The organism is Micromonospora sp. KC606, assembly GCF_004348675.1.
Taxonomy (GTDB): domain Bacteria; phylum Actinomycetota; class Actinomycetes; order Mycobacteriales; family Micromonosporaceae; genus Micromonospora.
Window position 1 is genome coordinate 1 of the sequence record NZ_SMKN01000383.1, and the last position, 2,229, is coordinate 2,229.

Sequence of the window (2,229 nt, forward strand, 5' to 3'; positions counted from 1 at the left end):
CCGGTGACCCGCTTGGTCAAGCCGGAGGAGTTCGTCGAACTGCGCGAGGAGGCCGAGGAGATCGGCTTCGCGGGCGTGATGAGCGGCCCGCTGGTGCGCTCGTCGTACCGGGCCGGGCGGCTCTACCAGCAGGCGATCGACGCCCGCGCGGGGGTCATCGCCGCAGGCTGAGGCCCGCTGAATCCACGTCGCGGGGCTGTCGGTCGGCCACGCGGATGACATGATCCAGGCATGACCACGGGGGTACGCCCACAGCCGCGCGGCGCGGCCCGTCGGCGTACGACCCGCTGGTCCCGCCCCGCGCTGCTCGCCGTCGTCGTCGGGACTGCCGGGGTGGCGTACCGGTGCGCCCTGCTGCTGGCCGACACGCCCCGCACCAACAGCGACGAGGCCACCATGGGACTCGCCGCGCTGCGCATCGCCCGGGGCGACGACTTCCCGGTTTTCTTCTACGGCCAGGCGTACATGGGGACGCTGGAGGCGTACCTGGCCGCGCCGCTGGTCGCGCTGGCCGGCCCGTCCTGGCTGGCGCTGCGGCTGCCGCTGCTCGCCCTGTACGCCCTGTTCCTGTTCCTGAGCTGGCGGCTGGCCCGCCGCCTCGGCGGGGACCGCTGGTTCGCCCTGCTGGTGGTCGGGGTGCTCGCGTTCGGGTCGGACCGGATCGTCAAGAACCAGCTCATCGCCGGCGGCGGCTACCCGGAGCTGAACCCGATCGGCGTCGGGCTGGCCCTGCTCACCCTCGACCTCGCCGCCGGTCGGCCGGACGGGCGACGGTGGCGGTACGCCGGGTTCGGATTCCTCGCCGGTCTGGCCGTCTGGGTGGATCCGCTGCTCCTGCCGTACGTGCTGGCGCTCGGCGCGGTGCTGGTCGGCACCGGCCGCGTGGTCGGCGGCTCGGGCAGCGCAGCCGCACGCGGGCGGGGTCCGGCGCCTCGGGCTCGCGCCGGTCGTACCCGCTGGCCGGACCGCGGCGAGCTGCGCGGCCCGGCCGGCATGGCGCTGGTGGGCGGCGAGCTGCGCGGCCCGGCCGGCATGGCGCTGGCGGGCGGGGCGCTGCTCGGCGCCGCGCCACTGCTCGCGCACAGCCTGGCGCACGGCCACAACCCGGTCACGGCAGTCCTCGCCGCCAGCGGTGCGGACGCGGCGGCGAGCTGGGCCGACCGGCTGCACGGCGGGCTGGTGCTCGGTCCGGCGCTGGGCCTGGGCTTCTGCGCCCCCGGCCACTGCGCGACCTGGCAGCTCTGGTGGTCGCTGGCGCTGCCGGTGCTGCTGACCCTGGCCGGCCTGTCCGCCTGGCGGGCGCTGCGCGGCCCCGCGTCGGCCGCCATTCCCCGGGTGCCGCCCGCCGCCGGGCCGGACGGGGCGACCAGCACGGCGTTCAAGGGCTCCGCGCTTGATGATCGACTTCGGATGCGGAATGTCGGGGTTTCGAACCCAACACGATGCCACGACCTGCCGCAAGCCGAGTCGATCATGGGCGGTCCGACGGCGTCCGCCTGGCCGGCTTCAGAACGGAACCGGCGGGCCGGCGCGGCGGTACGGCTGGCGCTGGTGGCCGGCGCGGTGGGGACCCTCGCGGCGTACACCCTCAGCAGTTCCGCCGGCCGCACCCCGGTGGAGAGTTCCCGTTACCTGTCCTGCCTGTTGATCTCGATCCCGGCGCTGCTCTGGCCGCTGTGGGCGGCGGCCCGCCGGCCGGCCCGTCCGGGGAGCAGCGGCACGAGCGGTACCCCGACCCGCCGGCCTCCGACGGTCGCCGTGGTACGGGCGGCAGCGGTCGGCGTCCTCGGCGCCGTGCTCGCCGGCGCCGCCGTCGCCACCGCGGGCACGCTCACCACCGTGCCGGAGAACCGGGCCGAGGCACGGCGGCACGCCGCCATGGTCGGCGCGCTGCGCGCGCACGGTGTCCGGCACGTCCACGGTGAGTACTGGACCTGCAACCGGCTCACCTTCGCCGCCGGCGAGGAGATCATCTGCGCGGTCGTCGACGACCGGCTGCGCCCCGGCTTCGACCGACTGCCCGGCTACGGCCGGGCGGTCGCCCGGGCCGGCGAGGTGGCGTACGTGGCACCGGTCGGGTCGCCGCTGGCGGCCACCCTGGACCGGCAGCCACCGCCCGGCGCGGCGGCGCTCACGGTGGCCGGCTGGCGGATCTGGCTGCCGCCGCGCTGAGGGGTCCACGTCACGGGTCGGCCCCTGGCCGCGCCACGCCGCCCACCACCCCCATCG

At 76.7% G+C, this 2,229-nt stretch carries 1 protein-coding gene and 1 pseudogene; both read left to right on the forward strand.

The genetic code is table 11. The annotated features are described in order from the left end of the window. Positions 1–171: pseudogene (locus E1193_RS33595) on the forward strand (lipoyl synthase); the annotation flags it as partial. A 60-nt stretch (positions 172–231) separates the two neighbouring features. Further along, positions 232–2,172 (forward strand): hypothetical protein, encoded by a 1,941-nt coding sequence (locus E1193_RS31195; protein ID WP_132186705.1) that lies wholly within the window; start codon positions 232–234, stop codon positions 2,170–2,172. Positions 2,173–2,229: the final 57 nt, after the last annotated feature.